This window comes from Maricaulis salignorans (assembly GCF_900103475.1).
GTDB lineage: Bacteria > Pseudomonadota > Alphaproteobacteria > Caulobacterales > Maricaulaceae > Maricaulis > Maricaulis salignorans.
Genome location: NZ_FNHG01000016.1, coordinates 53,617 through 71,599, shown reverse-complemented (window position 1 = coordinate 71,599; position 17,983 = coordinate 53,617). Strand labels below are relative to the sequence as shown.

Genomic DNA, 17,983 nt, shown 5'->3' with positions numbered 1-17,983 from the left:
TCATGGCCTCACCAGAGCGCGGGATGTCACCCCTCTGCCCGGACGAGCTCCACGCTCCCGATCGCCGCGAATGACTGAGCTCACGCCTCCCGTGCAACCGGAACGGCTGAAGTATGCGCGCACGTTGGAGGGGTGGGGATAACATCACTCAAAACTCGTCATCCCGACGAAAGTCGGGACCTAGTTTCAAACTCGACGGGAATTGAATTGGCGCCAGATTTCCGTGCCTTGCCGCTCGATGAACTGGGCCCTGACCTTCGTCAGGGTGACGCAAATATTTGACGGCCATGCTGGATAAGCCCCGTCTGCGCCGAATAATCACCCGCACCAAACACCCCACCCCACCATCATCCCACGGTGCTCGGCCGCGCTGTGCGCGGCTGAGTGTCCGGGGGACCTCAGCTATGCGGCTGGCCGGCGCGCTCTGCTGATACACACGGCCAGCGCTAACGCTGAGGTCCCCTGTGTACCGCGGATGAGTTAGAATGACTGCGCGAAGGAGGCCGTTAGGTCCCTGGCTCCGCAAGGAAGCCGAGTTCGGGCCGTTTATTGTCGATATAGATCTTGGCCGCATCAATCGCCGCCTGCTTCTTGAGCCGCTTGTTCCCGGCAACCCAGTTGGCCCGGCTTTCCGACAGCTGCAGCGCCGCAACAATCACGCTGAGCGCCATCACCACCGAGGCAATCGCCGTCACAATTTCGCTGACCGAACCGAATTCCATACTATATCCCCCGCAGTTTGGCGGCTGGTCACCCGGTGAGGACAGGCGGGGCTATGGCAAATCGGGCAAGGATGAAACCGGGCCCGGGATCGGGGGGCGTTCCGGATTTTGCTTTGGACAGGCTCGCGGCTCGGCTCTTAAATGGGGTCAGCCTGGGTATCGGCCGGCGCCTGGCGGGTCCGTGGCGGGCTGATGACGTGACTGTGGCGCGGAGCTGACGTGGCTCGACATCCGGTAAGTGTGGTTTTGGGACGGCTTCAAATCACCCCTGCCACCGAGGAGCAATTCATGGCTTACAAGACCGACGCGGACAAGATCAAACGCTGGCGCGAAGAGCGTCACTGGTCACAGGAACACCTCGCCGAACTGGCCGGTATCGGCCTTCGGACCGTGCAGCGGATCGAGAATGGCGAACAGGCCTCGCGGGACTCGCTGACGGCCCTGGCCGCCGCCTTCAATGTCGAAGCGATCGCGCTGGTCATTGACCCGGAAGTCGAGGCAAGCGGGATCGTCCAGCGCCGCAATGTGAAGGTCCGGGCGGGGGCGCGTCTGGTTCTCTGGATCCATTGCGCCGCTTATGGCCTGGGTCTTGTCCTGTTTACCGCCATCTGTCTGGCTGTCGGCAGTTTTGTGATGAAGTGGGCGCTGATCTGGTGGACGGTCGGCCTCGCTGCCCATGCCGCGATCGTCGTGACCATCGAGCTCATCACCCGATATATGGATGATTGAGCGCGGCGTCGCTTCACCGCTTTGAACACGGACGGCCTGTCCTTCAACCGGGCCATCGGAGAATATCGAGAGTTCGAGACATGAAAACAACACGCGCAACGATCTGGGGCTTGCGGCTGGCCGCGGCCACCGTCACAGCCGGCAGCCTCTATCTCTTCGCCCCCTGGCGCGAAGCGGTCTCCTACCTGCGCCCCCTGCCCGCCAGCGTGCAGGACGAGGTCGAGCATGTCCTCGATTACGGGCTGGACGGGGTCATCCTCTATATCGACAGGGCCGGGCATGAGCCGGAATTCCATGCCGGCGGGTGGTTTGACCGAGAGCTTCAAATCCGCGCCGATCCGCACGCCCTGTTCAAGATCGCCAGCATCTCCAAACTCTATATCGCGGCGGCAACAAGCATGCTGGTCGCTGACGGCCAGCTGGATCTCGACACTACACTCGCGGACTTCTTCCCCGAACTGGTCGACCAGATCCACTATGCCGACCGGATCACGCTGCGCATGTTGTTGCAGCATCGCAGCGGCATTCCCAACTGGGTCGAGGATCCGGATCGCTGGGCGATCACTTCGGGCGAGGTGAATGATTATCTGGCGCTGGTGTTTGATGATCCGGCCGAATTCGAGCCCGATGCGCGCTATCAGTATTCCAACACGAATTACCTGCTGATCGGCAATATTCTCGACCAGACCCTGGGCTATCCGCACCAGCAATTCATCCGCAGCGAAATCCTCGACCCGCTGGGTCTCACCAACACCTTCGCCTCTGTGGATGATGTTGACATCGAGCGCATCCCCGGCGGCTATGATCCAGGCTGGCCGCAGGAGAATTTCCGCTCACGCGTCCACCATGTCCCCGGCGGCTCCATGGTCGCGACCGCCGAAGACACCGGCATCTTCCTGCGCGCCCTCAATGACGGCTCGCTCTTCACCGATGAGGAACAGGCGATCTATTCATCGGTCTATGAATACGGCCATACTGGCCTGCTCGCCGGCTATTCCAGCATTGCCCGCTATCACGCCGATATCGACGCCGTGGTGGTGCAGTTCGTGAATACGAGCGGCGGGAATTCCTGGACGGCGACGGAAGTGGTTTATGATCGGGTGTTGCGGATATTGCGGCGGGAGTAGCGCTGGCGCATTTTGCCCCCCCCCCCCAAACCACCCAATCATTTGTCATCCCCGCCGGATGTCCGGCCTTGAGCCGGACGCAGAGCGGGGATGACAAGGTTGGTTGTTTTTTTGATAATTCGGCGGTCCCGCAGGGACACACCCTGCCCTGAAACCCATGCCGAGACCCAGCCAGAGTGGAGTTGAGCCGTCAAGGGGCATGCCCGCAAAGCGGCGCCGGAGGCGCCCTTGACGGCTCAACTCCACTCTGGCGCACTGCTTGGCAAGGGGTTTAAGGGGGGGACTGGGCAGCGAGGTCGAGTCGGCGGTTGGAGTATCTATATGGAAATCGCTTGCGCCTGGAGTAGTGTGGACCAATGGTTGAACGAACCGTCTTGACACCCGCACTCGTGCGTGACGCTGAAGCACCTGCCGAGGGCGAGCTCTGGATCGCGGACCTCAAGATTCGGCGGTTCGGCCTCCGTGTTTGGAGGACCCCGCAAGGAAACACCTCCAAGGCTTATTGTATCAGAACGAAAGATGCTGACGGAAAGAGCATCCGGCGAAGCTTCACGTTTCGGATGGGTTACTCCAAGTGGAGGACCGAGCGAGACCCATTTTTATTGCGAAGGGAGGAACGCACCAAGCTTCCCCAGATCGAGGATTTTCTGGGTTTTGCGCGGGCCTGGGCACGAGAAGAAATTCGAGGCATCCGGGGAGAGACAACCATTGCGGATGAAGAACGGGCTCAAGCCGAGTTTCGGGCCCGCCGCCGCGATGAGCTTGCCAACAGCTCCCTAGAGCGAGTGGTGGCTTTGGAACTAAATGGGATGAGACGCGCTGGACTGGATACAGCCCAGGTCGATCGTGCTGACAGCCTCTTCTATCGACACGTCCCACGAGCTCTGCAAACGGAGAAAATGTGTGACCTAAATCTGGACGCCATTGAGCAGTTCTTGAACACACCAGCGCTTCCGCCAGCGAGCGCCGATATTCTCCGAGGGCTGCTTGGGCGGTCGATAGAGCTGGCCAACACTCTCGGTAACGTCACGAAGGTCTGGCGGAGGCAAATTCAAAACCTCCGCATTGATCGTCCAACTCTCGAGGTCGAACGCGAGATTGATTCGTGGAAGAGCCGCGATGTCGAAAATTTTTTGTGGGCCATATCTGAGTGCGACGCGCCTTGGGCTCCGAAATATGCCCTTCGCCTATTTTTTGAGCTGTCGTCGTGCCCCCTGTCTCGACTGCTGGCTGCGCGCTGGGATCAGATCATCTACTACGAATGGAAGGACCATCGAACTAGCCGCGCTGCAAGCGTTGAACTTCGTTGGTCTGATCAGCCAACAGCCGCAGAACGAATTTCTGTACGCGCTGCCGAGTGGCTCATGAAAGCCCACGCACTACGCAACCAAAGTTTGATCTCGAGCGATTTTATTTGGCCATCGTCGCGCAGTCATTCGATCGGCCACATTCATTCTGTAGCTAGCGTTTGGCGAAGGATCATCTCAGCGACAAACCTCCCCGAAGTGACGCCTGTGAAATTCAGGGCGGCCCTACAGCGAAACCCATTCCGTGACCTGGCGCAGGTTCACAACCCGGAACGCTGGTGGATGCCCGAACTCTAGGCGCAGAGAATTAATCGTATCCGGTGGGATTTGTGACCCAGCGTGGACGATCTGGTGCGGCGGGCTGCCTCCCATATCGGGCTCGAACCACTTGAAATGAGGCGAAAATGCCCATGCGATTGTCCCACCACGCCATAATCAATTGATTTATAAAACCTATCGTAGTCCGCGCAGTCATTTTTCTATTTGAAGCAACTGGGAATGTTTGGGACTACGGGGCCCAGCGAACCTCCAAACCGCAGCGAACATGCCTGCACCAACATTGAATTTCCTCACCTAAATGGGGCGAAAATGTCCATTTGCCTCTGAGTTTCCACATAAGGCACTGAAACAATTGAGAACGCACCGGACGAGTAGACCTTTTTGCATTTGCCTCACCCCACACAATCGTATGCGTATGGACCGAAGACAAACCCAGTTCCGATTGAGAAAGGCCCCGAAATGATAGTCATCGACGCCCCACTGATTTTCGCGTTGTCCTCCATGATCGCCGCCGTCGCCAGCCTGATTTGGGCGATCCGTCGCGACCCGAAAAGCGACCTCGGGTCCGTGAAGGATGGCAGTTGAGCCCTCCCCCTCACCGCTCCAATTCCACATCCCAATACAGATAATCCAGCCAGCTTTCGTGCAGGAATTTCGGCGGGAAGCGGCGACCCTGGGCCTGGAGTTCATACATGCTCGGGCGTTGGGGCGGGCGGCGTAGCGGCATGCGGGCTTCGCGCGGATTGCGGCCGCCCTTCTTGAGATTGCAGGGGCTGCAGGCGGCGACGATGTTTTCCCAGCACGTCTTGCCGCCGGCGCGGCGCGGGATGACATGGTCGAAGGTCAGCCGTTCGGTGCCCGGTTCGCTGCCGCCATGGCCGCCGGCGCCGCAATAGGCGCATTTGAAACCGTCGCGCAGCCAGACATTATAGCGGGTGAAGGCGGGGGTGCGGTCGAGGGCGACGTAATCGCGCAGGGCAACGACCGAGGGGACGTGCATTTCGAAGGTGGGGGAGTGTACCACATCCTCGTAATTGGAGACGATGGCAACGCGTTCGAGGAAGACATTCTTGACCGCTTCCTGCCACGGCCAGGTCGAGAGCGGCCAATAGCTGAGCGGCTGGAAGTCCGCATTCAGCACCAGACAGGGCCATCCCTGCGGGGCTTTAGCAAGCACCTGCATGGCCGCCTCCCCTGTGACCGGCGGCCCGAAAGCCGCGAGGGCAGGATGTATCGCGGACAAACGTCCTGAAAACGCACCTCCCTGGACCGACCCTCCGCCCGATGAGCGAATCGGATCGAACGTCCTTGGAGCGAGTTTAGACCCGTTTCGGTGACGCTCCTATGACATCGCTGCCACAACAGGTGCGACACGTGGTAACGCGCTTGAACGCGCCGGCTGGTTCAGCGATAGCCGCCGGACAGGGCCGTCTTGAGGAAATGCGCGCCGATCTCCAGCCCGTCCTGGCCGATCGAATGCGGCAGGCCCTGGGAGATATGCCATTGCGCGCCATGACCGGCGGCGGCGAGATTTTCCAGCGCATCGAACATGAAACCGAGCGGCAGGACCGGATCCTGATCGCCATGGATCAGCATCACCGGCGGTTTGGAGCGCATTTCCTGCTTCAGCTTCGGCCCGCCCGGCAGGGCACCGGAATAGCCCAGAATGCCGGCCAGCGGCCGCTCGCGGCGCAGCCCGGCCTGCAGGGAAAGCATGGTGCCTTGCGAGAAACCGCACAGCACCAGATCGGCCTCGGTTAATCGGTAGCGCGCCAATTCCTGGTCGATGAAACGGTCAATGATCGGCCCGGCGATGGCGGCGCCGGCCTCGATGCGGTCGGGGTCGAGATTGGAGATCGGGAACCATTGATAGCCATTGGGCGCACCCGGCACGGCTTCAGGCGCATTCGGGGAGACCCATTGCACATGCGGCAGGGCCGGCGCCCAATGCTGGCCCAGCCCGATCAGGTCATCGCCATTGGAGCCATAGCCATGCAGGAAAATCACCAGCTTGCGCGGTGGCTGTCCATCGCGCGGGGCAAGGCGGGGGCCATCAATCGGGGTCATGCGGTTCTCCTGCTCGGTACCGGGCGGAAAGTCAGCATTCGCGCCGGTGCTGTCAACGCGTGAGGGCTGCGCGCGGCGCTGGCTTTGACAAGTGCCGCGAATTGGCATTGCGATAGCGCCATGAATTTCGTCACACGTTTCGCCCCCTCGCCTTCGGGCTATCTGCATCTGGGCCATGCCTTCTCGGCCTGGACCGCCTGGCGTGCGGCCTGTGATAATAACGGGCGCTTCCTGCTGCGGCTGGAGGATATCGACACCACGCGGTGCAAACGCGAATTCGAGGCGCCGCTGTTTGACGACCTGATCTGGCTCGGGCTCGACTGGGAAGAACCGGTGCGGCGCCAGAGCGAGCATTTTGATGAATACGCCGCTGTGCTGGAACGGCTCAAGGCGCTCGGCCTCGTCTATCGCTGCTTCAAGACGCGAACCGAAATCCTGGAGGATATCGCCCGCGCGCCGCACGGTGTCGGCGAGGTCTATCGCGGACCTGACACGCCGATGTCGGCGGATGAGGAAGCGGCGCGGCTGACAGCCGGCGAGGCCTATGCCTGGCGGCTGTCGCTGGATCGCTGCCGCGATCATCTCGGGGAGCGGTTTGGTGCGATGCGCTTTGTCGAGGAAGGCCCCAGCGCAACGAAAGGCCAGGGCCCGCGCGAAGTGGGGGCCGACCCAACCCCGCTCGGCGATGTCGTGCTGGCGCGCAAGGATGTCGGCACCAGTTATCATATCGCCGTCGTGCATGATGATGCGCTGCAGGGCATCAGCCATGTCATCCGCGGCGAGGATTTGTTCGAGCTGACACCGCTGCACGTCTTGCTGCAGACCCTGCTCGACCTGCCCACCCCCATTTATCGCCATCACCGTCTTCTGCTGGACGAGACCGGCAAGCGCTTCGCCAAGCGCGACCAGGCGGCCACCTTGCAGGCGATGCGCGAAAGTGGCGCGACCTCGGAGGGGCTGCGCTCGATCTTTCTGCGTTGAGCTTACTGATTTGTCATGCATCCAGAGACGCACTCCCACGCATCCAGACTCTGGAAGACACGCAAATCCGGGACCCGATGCCATGACAAAGACAATCCGCCAACGCCTGCTCGCCGCTGCCGCGCTCAGCCTTGCCCTTGCCGGAGCGCCGGCCCTCGCCGACCCGCTGGAAGCCATCGATCCGGTCCTCGCCATGGGCGCCGGGGATGCAGCGCTGGAAACACTGCTGGAGCAACGTTGCGAGGGTCTGGAGCGGATTGATGTCGCCACGCCGCGCTTCCCGCTCGCGGCCGAACGCGAAACGCATTTCGTCTGCGACGGGCTCGACATGGCCTCCGGCGCGCGCCTCGACCGGGCCGTCTTCACCCTCGGCGATGGCGCCCTGGTTCAGCTCAATGCCACGGGCGGCGCCGGGGCTCTGACCCAGCAAGGCGAGGCCCAGCAGTTTCGCGACTTCACCGTCTGGCCGGACGCGGGCGTGCTGATTGATAGTGCCAGCGACACGGTCTGGGTGCTCAATCCCGACGGGCTACACACCAATCTCTTCATGTGGCGCCATCCCGCCCTCGACGGGGCCGCCCTGCCTGCGGCGCAGGCGTTGAGCTTTACAATGCCTGCTGAAATCCGTCTGGGCGAAACGCTGGAGGTTCTGGCGCCGGAAATCGAGGCCGCCTGCGCCTTTACCCGAACCTTCGACGACGAGCCCGGCCTGCCGACCGGCAATACGACCCAGACCCAGATTGATTGTTTCGGCTATGACGTCGCCGGCTTCGACCGGAAGATTGAATTCGTATTTGCCGATGGCCGGCTTGCCCTGGCCTGGATCCTCACCGGTGTCGGTGATGAAGCGCGGCTGCGCGACATGCTCACCGCGCAGTATGGCGAACCCGCCGCCGCCGTGCCGCCCGGCCTGGAATTCTTCCCCGGCGACCAGATTGCGCTGCGCACTGACAAGCCGGAAATCCTGGTCGCGTCGGACGCCGTGGTCTCAGCCTTTCTCGGCCGCTAGACCCGGCCCCGCGATCATGTCGCAGCCGGTGCCGGGCACCGGAACTAGGCAAGCGCCGTCTGAGCCGCTATCACGCGAACATGTTTTTGCGCGATCTTTGGTATTTCGGGGCGCTTTCGAGCGAGCTCAAACCGGGCCAGCATCTCCACCGCGAGTTGCTGGGCCAGGCGATCCTGTTCGGCCGCGACCATGAGGGCCGCGCCTTCGCGATGAAGGATGTCTGCCCGCATCGCGGCATTCTCCTCTCCGGCGGCAAAATGCAATGCCATGACGGCGAGAGCCAGGTGGAATGCCCCTATCATGGCTGGCGTTTCCGCACGGACGGTTCTTGCGCCGCCATTCCCTCGCTGACCGCCGACCAGACCGAAGCGATGGACCTCACCAAGATCCGCACCCGCACCTTCCCGCTGCATGAGGACCAGGGCCTGGTCTGGATCTATTACGGATCCGACGAAAATCCCGAGCCGACGATCGCGCCGCCGAAACTGGATCTGCCCGAGGGCGAGAAGCCGCGCATGGTGATCCATGACGTCTTCAACTGCCATGTCGACCATGCCGTGATCGGCCTGATGGACCCGGCGCACATTCCCTTCATCCACCGGCAATGGTGGTGGCGCTCGGGCAAGTCGGTACACGACAAGGCCAAGCAGTTCGGGCCCGTCGGACGCGGCTTTTCCATGCTGCCGCACGTGCCGTCGAAGAATTCCTATCTCTACGCCCTGCTCGGTGAGCCGCAGACCGAGATCCGCTTCGAGATTCCCGGCCTGCGTACCGAATACGTCAAGGCGGGCGGCAAGCATTTCACCGGCTTCACCGCGGTGACGCCGACCAATGAGAATTCGACCGCCATCACCATCGTCGTCTACTGGGATCACCCGCTCCTGCACATCACGCCGAATTTCCTGATCCGCAAGGGGATCGAGATTTTCGTCGGCCAGGATCGCGAGGCTGTGAATGCGCAACAGATCGGGCTCGCCTATGATCCGGACCTGATGCTGATCCACGATGCCGACGTGCAGGCGAAATGGTATTTCGCGCTCAAACGCGCCTGGACGAAGCATCGCGAAACCGGCGAGGCTTTCGTCAATCCTGTCAAACCCGCCACCCTACGCTGGAGAAGCTGATGGCCGTCGATCTGCTAACCGGACTGCTCTACATCGCCATGCTCGCTGTCGTGATCGTGCTTGGTTTCGGCATCTATACCCTCTACCGCTCCGGCGATGAGGCACGTTCGCGCTCCAACAAGCTGATGCGGCTGCGGATCGTGCTGCAATTCTCTGCGGTCGTGCTGATCGGGCTGATCTATTTCGCCAAGGAACACTGGGGCGGCTAGTCGGCCTCTGGCAGCAAGGCCTCGAAAACCGGCGCCATCGTCGGCGCGACCCTGTCCACCCGGCCATCATTGAAGGCAATGACCACAGCACGGTCGCGCTGCGGATCCATCACGATCTGCACAAACCACATCGTGTTCGACCCGGCATGGATCAGGCGGCCATTCTGGAGCGCCCAGCCCAGGGCATAATCGCCGCCGAAGGGCGGCGTGTGCAGGGTCTGCCAGCTGTCTGCCGTCAGGTAATCGCCCGCCTCTCCACGATTACCCGCCATTTGGGCGCCCAGATAGCGTCCAAGATCCACCAGCGAGACATGCACGGTTCCCGCCGGTCCGAGCACGGGCGGATTGTCGGCCCGCGGCCCCGGCGGCACGGCCGTCAAACCGCCGAGCAGGCCGGAGCGGTGACCGCGCGGCTGGTCGAGTTCGTCGGCGCTGCCCGGAGGTCCGAAACCGGCCGAGGCCAGGCCGAGTGGTTCGAATACCTGGGCCGCCATCAGGTTTTCCCAGCTCTGCCCGGTGGCCTGTTCGAGCATGGCACCGGCGACGACATAGCCGGCATTGGAATAGAGGAATTCGGTTTCGGCATCGGCCGCGGGTGCCGTGCGCAACATTCTGAGAGCGTAGTCCAGCCGCTGCTCCGGCATGGACCGGCCACCGGTGCCTTCCATCTGAAAGCGGATCATGTCGACCAGACCTATATTGGCCGGCAGTCCGGCACGATGACTGAGAAGATGGCGAAAGGTCAGCGCCGGATAGGCCGGGTCCATGTCCTCGATCACACCGCCAAGATGCTCGCCAATCGTGTCGTCCCAGCTGATGACACCTGCCTCCACCAGCCGCGCCGCCAGCATCGCCGTCATCGCCTTGGTGTCGGAGCCGATATGCCAGAGATCATCAGGCGTAACCGCCACATCACTGCCCTCGGCACGAACGCCGGCCACACCGATGCGCGTCTCGCCGTCCTGCCAGAGCATCACCGCAACCGCCGGCGATCCGCTCGCTGCGCGCGCCTGCTGCGCCAGGGCCGCGAGCCTGGCATCATTGGCTGCGGATTGTGCGAGGGCTGTAGGGCTGGCCAGTACGGCCAACGCGATTGCGACATTGCGGATCATCATCTCATCTCCCTGAACTGTTGCGCGATTGGCCAGGCACCTGTCTCTGATGCGGGGCTCGCGCCGCGCGCGCCGAAGCGCTAGACAGACATCATGGTCAAGCTCAACAAAATCTACACCCGTACCGGCGACGCCGGCCAAACCCGTCTCGGCGACATGTCCCTGACAGTGAAGCATGACCCGAGGGTCGATGCCTACGGGGATGTTGACGAGACGAATTCCTCCCTCGGTCTTGCCCGCGCCGCACTCGGCGGCGGGCATGAACTCGATGCGGCCCTGAAGCGGATCCAGAATGACCTGTTCGATCTGGGCGGTGATTTGTGTGTGCCTGAAAGCGATGAACCGCTTGGCTTCGAGCCCCTGCGCATCACCGAGGGCCAGGTGACCCGTCTGGAAACCGAGATCGACGCGCTCAATGCGCGCCTGTCGCGGCTGAACTCCTTCATCCTGCCCGGCGGCAGCGAGGCGGCCGCACGTCTGCACCTGTCGCGCACCATTTGCCGCCGCGCCGAACGCAAACTCTCCGCCCTTATCGCCGGTGGCGCCCGCATCAATCCGGCAGCGCTGAAATATCTCAACCGCCTGTCCGATCTGATTTTCGTGATGGCCCGCATCACCAATGATGAAGGGCGCAGCGATGTGCTCTGGGTGCCCGGCGGCGAACGCTGAGGCCGCGCATTCTTTCCGGCATGGAAACATCAACTTCGCGCGAGCGGGCTCGATTTCCCCGCCAGACGCATTATGTGTTGCGAACAGTTTTCAATGCACACTGTTTTCAAATCACCTGGGAGTGACCGCATGTTCCGCCTTTTTCTCGCCGCTGCCCCGGCTGCCCTGCTGGCTTTCTCCAGCGCGTCAGCCGAGCCTGTCGCCTATGAATTCGACCGCAGCCACACCGTCGTCAGCGCCAGCTGGGACCACCAGGGCTATTCACGCCAGTCTCTGCAATTCACCGATTATGACGGCACGCTCGATCTCGACCTGGAGACTCCGGCGAATTCAACGGTCGATATCACCTTCAACCTGATCAGCGGCCTGTGGGCGGGTGCCGGGCAGGACGCTTTCATCGGCCATCTCAATTCCGGTGACTTCTTCGACACGGCTCTCACCCCGACGGCGCATTTTGTCGGCACCGGTTTTGAGACCGAAGATGGCGAGACCGGCGTGATGACCGGCGATCTGACCATGAATGGCCAGACCCACCCGGTCTCCCTGGATGTCACGCTCAATAATGCCGGCGAAACCCGCGATGGCCGCTCCAAGCTCGGTTTCACCGCCACTGGCATGCTGGTCCGTTCGCAATGGGATATGGGCTATGCCGTCCCTTATGTCTCCGACGAGATCGACCTTTTCATCTCGACCGAGATGGAAGTTCCCGCGCCAGCCGAATAGCGACTTGACGCAGATGCTGCAGACGCGCCCGGCGCGCCTGCAGCATCAGGTCAGGCTCAGGCCTGCCGCGTTTTTCCCGCGCCGCTGACAGCTCGCGGAACCGGACTGGACCACAGGCTCAGGGCCAAACCGGTCAGCAAGGCGAGAACCATCGGCAAGAGGCGTTCAAATTCATCGACCGGCATCTCGTCGATCAGGATGACCTGCGTACGCCACATCACTGAGTTGGTGTAGAAGAACCAAGCAGCGACGCTCGCGGCGATCACGGACACCGCGCAAAGAACCAGCCGCACGGTCAAACGCAGCGGACCGCGACCCTTTGGCGGAACACTGAAGCGCCGTCGCCCCGCGGCGAAACCAGCCAGCAACCAATAGAAAACCGCGATCGCGCCCAGGCCGGTCAGGCCTGCCGCCAGGCTGATCTGGTGCGTCAGCTCGAGAGCCTCGGCGCAGACCGCCTCCACATCCATCTCGCGGGCCGCTGACAACCAGGTGCAGCTGAGATCGAAGTCGAGCTGGGCGCCCGAGGTCGCATTGGTCATGAAGTAGAAGGCGTCGCCGGTTGCCGGACGGACATAGATCTGGGCATTCCAGCTGGAATTATTGCCGCCATGGCCAATCAGTAGTCCGGCCGGTGTTTCGAGGCGGGTATAGCTCATGCCGATTCCGGGCGTACCTTCCGACGGGGCGAAGGCCTGGTCGAGCCACAGAGCGGACAGCACACCGCCGCCATCGAGATGGGCGCGCAGGAAAGCCTCCAGGTCATCGCCCGAGACATAGACACCGGCGGCCGCCAGCGCGACATCGCGCAAATCCTCGATTTCCCGGCGATAATAATTGAACGCCGCCGATCGGGTGGGAAGATCGGCCTCGATGAAGCCGCTATCGTTCATGCCCAGCGGCGCGAAGACCTGCTCGCGCACATAGGCATCAAAGCCCTGCCCGCTCACATCCTCGATCATCATCTGCAGCATGACATAGCCGCCGCCGGAATAACTCGGCGCACTACCCGGCTCGCGCACCAGCTGGAGCGGCTCATAGGTCTGTGACAGCTCGACGATATCGGCGGGCTGGTCCTCCTCGGGGCTGTAGCCGCCATAGCCATGGATATTGATGCCGCCGACATGCTGCAGCAGCCGGCGAATGGTCACACCCGAGGGGTCGAATTCACTTTCGGGCAGGGTGAAGCGGGTCAGGTAGGACTGGACCGGCGCGTCTAGATCGATGCGTCCGTCCCGAGCCAGGGTGAGAACGGCCCAGACCGTGACCGGTTTGGAGATCGAGCCGAGATTGAAGGCGGTCTGGCCGGTCACGGGCGAGCCGTCTTCGCGCGCCGCGCCGCGGCGGGCCGACCAGATGACCTCCCCATCGCGCAGCGCACCGGCGGCGACGCCAGCGATCGAATATTGCCGCATCGCCCGGTCGAGCACGCTGTCGAGCTCCGCCGCCATCTCTGCCGGCGAGGCGTCCGGATCAATGCCGGTGAAGGGGCGCAGGTCTGCCGCAATGAAGGCGACCCAGCCCAGCGCCGCTAATCCCGCGACGAGGCGGACGAGGTTGAGTGTGCGCATTGGTCTATTCCTTGGTTATAGCAACTACTATGCATTGCTATATATCTTGCTATAAGGGAATACAAGGGATACCAATGGGCGAACTAGATCGGCGAGGCATTCATGGCGGACATGACGGATAAGGCAGGCGTGCTGGAACGCTGGATTTCCCAGGCCCGCAAGGGGTATTTCGAGATGTTGCTGCTGGCCCGCCTGCAGGCCGGCCGCGCCTATGGCTATCAGATCGTCGCCAGCCTGAAACAGGTGCCCGGCTTCGAAAACCTCGCCGAAGGCACGGTCTATCCGGTGCTGACGCGGATGCGCAATGACGGGCTGGTCACCGCCGAATGGGTGGCCGAGGACAGCGGCGCACCGCGCAAATACTACACAACCACACAATTCGGCGCCGAAGTGCTCGCCGAGATGAAGGCCATCTGGGCGGCGATGAGTGCCGCGCTGGATGCCCAGGAGGTGACATCATGACCGGGCTTCTCGCATTCTCAACGCCGCAGGCCCGCCGCCTGTGGCAGGATTTCCAGCGCCGTCTCGGCTGGGCCAATCGCAATCTCGACGCCGCCGACCGCGCAGACATCAGCGCCGAAGCCGCCACCCATATCCGCGACGCGATGGCGGAGCTGACCGAGGGTGACGAGTTTACACGGCTTCAGGCCGCCATCGCCGGCTATGGCGATCTGCCTGCCGCGCCGCCGACCTGGCGCCGCCCGGCCGCCATTCTCCTCCACTACGGCTCAATCCTGGCGCTCGGCGTCGCCGGGATCTTCGTGCTGATCTTTCTCCATATGGCGGTGATGGAAATCTTCAATGCGCAGGGCGTCGGCCTGTGGCACTTCGCGAGCGGCGACTGGGCCCTCTCCTACGAAGCGCAGGACGGTGCCGAGGAAGTGCTCGGCGCCTGGTTCATCCCGGCGATCCTGACAATATGTGCCATCGCCTCGGCCGGGCTCTACGCCCTGTGGCGTTTCGCGGTTGCGCCGGGAGGCGCGGTTTCGGCCTGGATGAAGGATTGAGACCTGCTGTGATTTGACGCGCACGTCAGCCAACGCGTCACATTGACTTAAAGCGCAGGCATAGGCAGGTTCGGCGCCTGTCCTTTCAAGGTGCGCCCCTCCCCGTGCGCGTCCAAATTCGGAGCTCCGGCATGAAGATTCTCGTCCCCATCAAACGGGTCGTTGATTACAACGTGAAGGTCCGCGTGAAGCCTGATCAGTCAGGTGTTGACCTCGCCAACGTCAAAATGTCCATGAACCCGTTCTGCGAGATTGCGGTCGAAGAAGCGATCCGTCTCAAGGAAAAGGGTGTCGCGACAGAAATCATCGTCGTCTCGGTCGGACCGACCCAGGCGCAGGAAACGATCCGCACCGCGCTTGCCATGGGCGCCGATCGCGGCATTCTGATTCAGACCGATGATCTGGTCGAACCGCTCGGCGTCGCCAAGGCGCTGAAAGCCGTTGTCGCGGAAGAATCACCGGAACTGGTGATCCTGGGCAAGCAGGCGATTGATGATGACAGCAATCAGACCGGCCAGATGCTCGCCGCCCTGCTCGACTGGCCGCAAGGCACATTCGCTTCGGAAGTCGCGATTGCCGATGGTGCTGCCAGCGTAACCCGCGAAATTGATGGCGGTTTGCAGACGGTGAAGCTGCAATTGCCAGCCATCGTCACCACCGACCTGCGCCTCAATGAGCCACGCTATGCCTCGCTGCCGAATATCATGAAGGCGAAGCGCAAGCCGATCGACATGAAAACCCCGGCCGATTACGGCGTCGATTTCGCGCCGCGTCTGCAAGTGGTCAAGGTGACCGAACCGAAGAAGCGCGAGGCCGGTATCAAGGTCGAATCCGTCGCTCAACTGGTCGACAAACTGAAAAACGAAGCGGGAGTGATCTGATATGGCTGTTCTCGTTTTTGCCGAACATGACAATCAAGAGCTCAATGACGCCACCCGTGCCGTCGTCACCGCCGCCGCGGCCCTGGGCGGGGATATTCATGTCCTCGTGGCCGGTTCCGGCGCGCAGGGCGTCGCCGATGCCGCTGCCAAGCTCGATGGCGTCACCAAGGTGATCCATGCCGAAGCCGATGTCTTCGCCAAGCCAACTGCGGAAGCACTCGACGCCCTGATCACCCCGATGATGGGCGATTATGACGCGGTGCTCGCCGCTGCGACCACGACGGGCAAGAATTTCATGCCCCGCATCGCGGCCCATCTCGATGTGATGCAGATTTCCGAAATCATCGAAGTCGTCAGCCCGGACACATTTGTGCGCCCGGTCTATGCCGGCAATGCGCTGATGACGGTCAAATCGAGCGACGCCAAGAAAGTCATCACGGTGCGCCCAACCAATTTCGCCAAGGCTGGCGATGGCGGTTCGGCGGCCCAGGACAATATGGCGGCCTCCTCCGGCCCGTTCAAATCGGAATATGTCTCGGAAGAAATGTCCAAATCGGACCGTCCGGAACTGACCGCGGCCAAGATCGTCATCTCCGGCGGACGCGGCATGCAATCGGGCGATAATTTCCACCTGCTCGATTCCATCGCCGACAAGCTCGGTGCCGCCGTCGGCGCCTCGCGCGCTGCGGTCGACGCCGGCTTCGTGCCGAATGATTACCAGGTCGGCCAGACCGGCAAGATCGTCGCGCCTGACCTTTATATCGCGGTCGGCATTTCCGGTGCGATCCAGCATCTCGCCGGCATGAAGGATTCCAAGGTCATTGTTGCCATCAACAAGGACGAGGAAGCCCCGATCTTCCAGGTTGCCGATTACGGCCTCGTCGCAGACCTGTTCGTGGCCCTGCCCGAGCTCGACGCGGCGCTGGGCTAGACCGACTTCGCATCGAAACGATCAAGGCCCGGCTGTTTCAGCCGGGCCTTTTTCTTGGCGGTTTACCGTCAGTGTATCGCCCGGGTGTGCTGTCCCAGACGCCACCAGGTGCGCAGTGATGAGGGGTGATGTCCCGCCTCTTCAAGGGCCGTCAGCGTGTCAAAATCAAGCCAGCGCCCATCGCGCATCACTGCGTCGATCTCGTAGAGCCATGCGATGTCCTGCGTTGGATCGCCTGCGACCAGGACAAGGTCGGCGGCGCAGCCCGGCGCCAGGCAACCGATCTGCCCGTCCAGCCCCAACACCTCCGCCCCGTTCAGCGTCGCGGCGCGGATCGCCTCGGACGGGGTCAGTCCGGCATCAACCAGTATCTCCATTTCGCGCACGGTCGAGATGCCGTGCGGCGTTGCCATGACACCGGAATCCGTCCCGACTGTCAGGCGCACACCGGCGGCGTGCAGGGCGCCGGTGACCTCGACATAGAAGGCCTGCATGCGGGAGCGGTCATCCGGCTGGTATTGCGACCAGAATTCGAAATTCTCCTGCTCATACCCGGCAATCACCGGATTATAGCTCGCCATGGCGGGGCGGGTGATATGAGCCCCCTCGGTCTCCACGATCCGCGCCAGGTTTTCATGCACCACCAATGTCGGATCGATCATCGTGCCTGAGGCAGCGATCTGCTCGGCAAGCTGTCGAACGCCCTCCGGCTCAGTCTCGTCATTCAACGCGTGCCAGACGATTGACTCGGTGTGTTCGAGCGTCTGGAAACCCGCATCCAGCGAGGCCGCGAAGTCGACCGGATCGGCCTGTGTGCCTTCGACCGGGTGTCCGCCCATCGTCATGCCCAGAACGGCCGCCTCGTCGCGGATTGCCGCGAAGCTTTCCCGGGAGAGGTTCGAGTAGAGTTTGAGATGGCGAAAACCGGCCGCGTATTGCCGGCGCACACTGGCCCGCGCCTCGTCCGCGCCGTCGACCGCTTCATGCAGGGCATTGCCATTGCGGCCACCAACCTCATTGAGGATCGGACCGGTCGTCAACAGGCGCGGCCCCAGTATTTCCCCGCGCTCAACTTGCGAGGCAAGCGGCAGGTGAAAGGGAAAGCCGCCCATATTGCGCACCGTCGTGACGCCGCGGGCCAGGCCCGCCGCCAGATCCGTCTCGTCGAAAACATGGACATGCACATCAATCAGGCCCGGCATCAGGACGCGCCCGCCTGCATCGATCTGCGCGATACCGCCGGGCCGTGCCGGCAGGGGCCCCGTCCCGACGAGATCGATCCGCCCGTCGATCACCATGACATGACCATTTGCCTGCACACTCCCTGCCGCGGGGTCGAGCAGGCTTGCATTGGTGATCAGATAGGATCGCGGCGCCTCACGATCCGGACGCATCACCGCCGGCAATTGATGCGCCCAAGCGACGAGCAACGCGGCGGCGATACTGACGAGAAGCCCGAAGGCCATAAAAAGTCGAAGCATGTCTGTCTCCCGATTGATGACGGGATGACAGGATCACAGGCATCCGGACGGATC

General features: G+C 62.3%; 19 protein-coding genes. 13 read left to right on the top strand and 6 right to left on the bottom strand.

What is annotated here, in order from left to right:
• Window positions 1-506: 506 nt before the first annotated feature.
• The gene (locus tag BLT42_RS11980; protein ID WP_091771096.1) at window positions 507-722 is read right to left on the bottom strand and encodes a hypothetical protein; all 216 of its coding nucleotides are present in this window, start codon (window positions 720-722) and stop codon (window positions 507-509) included.
• Between the two features lie 288 nt (window positions 723-1,010).
• Between BLT42_RS11980 and BLT42_RS11975 the strand changes: the two genes are divergently transcribed.
• The 3 genes from BLT42_RS11975 to BLT42_RS11965 all read left to right on the top strand — a co-directional run bounded on the left by BLT42_RS11975 (window position 1,011) and on the right by BLT42_RS11965 (window position 4,182).
• A complete protein-coding gene (locus BLT42_RS11975) occupies window positions 1,011-1,451 on the top strand; it encodes a helix-turn-helix domain-containing protein (protein WP_091771094.1) in 441 nt (146 codons plus the stop codon).
• Between the two features lie 80 nt (window positions 1,452-1,531).
• On the top strand, window positions 1,532-2,578 hold the full coding sequence (locus BLT42_RS11970; protein WP_091771092.1) for a serine hydrolase domain-containing protein: 1,047 nt from the start codon (window positions 1,532-1,534) through the stop codon (window positions 2,576-2,578).
• A 356-nt stretch (window positions 2,579-2,934) separates the two neighbouring features.
• Window positions 2,935-4,182 (top strand): hypothetical protein, encoded by a 1,248-nt coding sequence (locus tag BLT42_RS11965; RefSeq protein WP_091771090.1) that lies wholly within the window; start codon window positions 2,935-2,937, stop codon window positions 4,180-4,182.
• A 577-nt stretch (window positions 4,183-4,759) separates the two neighbouring features.
• Here BLT42_RS11965 and BLT42_RS11960 read toward each other — a convergent pair.
• Entirely contained in the window at window positions 4,760-5,347 is a 588-nt protein-coding gene (locus tag BLT42_RS11960; protein WP_091771088.1) for an HNH endonuclease, read from the bottom strand.
• Window positions 5,348-5,568: 221 nt separating this feature from the next.
• On the bottom strand, window positions 5,569-6,231 hold the full coding sequence (locus tag BLT42_RS11955) for an alpha/beta hydrolase (protein WP_091771112.1): 663 nt from the start codon (window positions 6,229-6,231) through the stop codon (window positions 5,569-5,571).
• Between the two features lie 120 nt (window positions 6,232-6,351).
• On the opposite strand from BLT42_RS11955, the gene gluQRS reads away from it, so the two are divergent.
• The 4 genes from gluQRS to BLT42_RS11935 all read left to right on the top strand — a co-directional run bounded on the left by gluQRS (window position 6,352) and on the right by BLT42_RS11935 (window position 9,554).
• On the top strand, window positions 6,352-7,212 hold the full coding sequence (gene gluQRS / locus BLT42_RS11950) for a tRNA glutamyl-Q(34) synthetase GluQRS (protein WP_091771086.1): 861 nt from the start codon (window positions 6,352-6,354) through the stop codon (window positions 7,210-7,212).
• A gap of 82 nt (window positions 7,213-7,294) precedes the next feature.
• On the top strand, window positions 7,295-8,221 hold the full coding sequence (locus tag BLT42_RS11945) for a hypothetical protein (RefSeq protein ID WP_091771084.1): 927 nt from the start codon (window positions 7,295-7,297) through the stop codon (window positions 8,219-8,221).
• 80 nt (window positions 8,222-8,301) lie between these two features.
• On the top strand, window positions 8,302-9,345 hold the full coding sequence (locus tag BLT42_RS11940; RefSeq protein WP_091771082.1) for a Rieske 2Fe-2S domain-containing protein: 1,044 nt from the start codon (window positions 8,302-8,304) through the stop codon (window positions 9,343-9,345).
• Entirely contained in the window at window positions 9,345-9,554 is a 210-nt protein-coding gene (locus BLT42_RS11935) for a twin transmembrane helix small protein (protein WP_091771080.1), read from the top strand. The genes BLT42_RS11940 and BLT42_RS11935 overlap by 1 nt, the downstream gene beginning before the upstream one ends.
• Here BLT42_RS11935 and BLT42_RS11930 read toward each other — a convergent pair.
• Window positions 9,551-10,669, bottom strand: a complete 1,119-nt coding sequence (locus tag BLT42_RS11930) for a serine hydrolase domain-containing protein (RefSeq protein ID WP_176780350.1) — start codon at window positions 10,667-10,669, stop codon at window positions 9,551-9,553. The two genes, BLT42_RS11935 and BLT42_RS11930, sit on opposite strands and share 4 nt — an antisense overlap.
• A gap of 90 nt (window positions 10,670-10,759) precedes the next feature.
• Between BLT42_RS11930 and BLT42_RS15025 the strand changes: the two genes are divergently transcribed.
• Both BLT42_RS15025 and BLT42_RS11925 read left to right on the top strand, forming a co-directional pair.
• Window positions 10,760-11,335, top strand: a complete 576-nt coding sequence (locus BLT42_RS15025; protein ID WP_143024132.1) for a cob(I)yrinic acid a,c-diamide adenosyltransferase — start codon at window positions 10,760-10,762, stop codon at window positions 11,333-11,335.
• A 129-nt stretch (window positions 11,336-11,464) separates the two neighbouring features.
• Window positions 11,465-12,058, top strand: coding sequence for a YceI family protein (locus BLT42_RS11925; RefSeq protein WP_091771076.1), 594 nt, complete (start codon window positions 11,465-11,467; stop codon window positions 12,056-12,058).
• Between the two features lie 56 nt (window positions 12,059-12,114).
• Here the strand turns inward: BLT42_RS11925 and BLT42_RS11920 are convergent, their stop codons facing one another.
• Complete coding sequence (locus BLT42_RS11920) at window positions 12,115-13,629, bottom strand: serine hydrolase domain-containing protein (RefSeq protein ID WP_091771074.1); 1,515 nt, start codon at window positions 13,627-13,629, stop codon at window positions 12,115-12,117.
• A 111-nt stretch (window positions 13,630-13,740) separates the two neighbouring features.
• On the opposite strand from BLT42_RS11920, the gene BLT42_RS11915 reads away from it, so the two are divergent.
• The 4 genes from BLT42_RS11915 (at window position 13,741) to BLT42_RS11900 (ending at window position 16,448) form a co-directional block, all read left to right on the top strand.
• Window positions 13,741-14,091: a PadR family transcriptional regulator gene (locus BLT42_RS11915; protein WP_176780349.1), complete on the top strand. Its 351-nt coding sequence runs from the start codon at window positions 13,741-13,743 to the stop codon at window positions 14,089-14,091.
• Entirely contained in the window at window positions 14,088-14,636 is a 549-nt protein-coding gene (locus BLT42_RS11910; protein ID WP_091771070.1) for a hypothetical protein, read from the top strand. The genes BLT42_RS11915 and BLT42_RS11910 overlap by 4 nt, the downstream gene beginning before the upstream one ends.
• A gap of 131 nt (window positions 14,637-14,767) precedes the next feature.
• Window positions 14,768-15,517, top strand: a complete 750-nt coding sequence (locus BLT42_RS11905; protein WP_091771068.1) for an electron transfer flavoprotein subunit beta/FixA family protein — start codon at window positions 14,768-14,770, stop codon at window positions 15,515-15,517.
• A 1-nt stretch (window position 15,518) separates the two neighbouring features.
• On the top strand, window positions 15,519-16,448 hold the full coding sequence (locus BLT42_RS11900) for an electron transfer flavoprotein subunit alpha/FixB family protein (RefSeq protein WP_091771066.1): 930 nt from the start codon (window positions 15,519-15,521) through the stop codon (window positions 16,446-16,448).
• 68 nt (window positions 16,449-16,516) lie between these two features.
• Here BLT42_RS11900 and BLT42_RS11895 read toward each other — a convergent pair whose 3' ends face one another.
• On the bottom strand, window positions 16,517-17,929 hold the full coding sequence (locus BLT42_RS11895) for an amidohydrolase family protein (protein WP_091771064.1): 1,413 nt from the start codon (window positions 17,927-17,929) through the stop codon (window positions 16,517-16,519).
• Window positions 17,930-17,983: the final 54 nt, after the last annotated feature.